This is a genomic window from Aliivibrio finisterrensis (assembly GCF_008933155.1).
In the GTDB taxonomy this organism is placed as follows: Bacteria; Pseudomonadota; Gammaproteobacteria; order Enterobacterales; family Vibrionaceae; genus Aliivibrio; species Aliivibrio finisterrensis.
Map to the genome: position 1 here is coordinate 1 of NZ_WBVP01000099.1, position 427 is coordinate 427.

General features: G+C 36.1%; 1 tRNA gene. It reads left to right on the forward strand.

The features are described from left to right. Nucleotides 1–53: 53 nt before the first annotated feature. Nucleotides 54–129 (forward strand) — tRNA-Glu (locus F8B77_RS17375). Nucleotides 130–427 lie beyond the last annotated feature (298 nt).

Consider the following 427-nt stretch of genomic DNA (forward strand, 5'->3'; position numbering starts at 1 on the left):
CGATTTATGAGTGTTCACACAGATTAATATGGTTTTAATTTAGAGTATCCAGTGTCCCGTTCGTCTAGAGGCCTAGGACACCGCCCTTTCACGGCGGTAACAGGGGTTCGACTCCCCTACGGGATACCATCTTTAAGTATTCTCTCTTTGAGAGTCTTTAAAAATGGTTACACGCATAAGCGTGAAATCGCTCTTTAACAATTTGGAAAGCTGACTGATTCAGCTTAATTACAGCTAAGTGCTGAAATTAAGTTAAATCAAAATTTAAAAGTTCTTAATATCTTTTGTTTATCTTAGATAAAGAAATTAAAAACACATTCAAGTGTTCTTGGTATTATTTTGTTTCTACTTTTTAAAGTAGAGATAAAGAGCGAATCCGGCGAAAAACCAGAACTCCCTATCTTTTATACAGAGATAGCGACGAGTT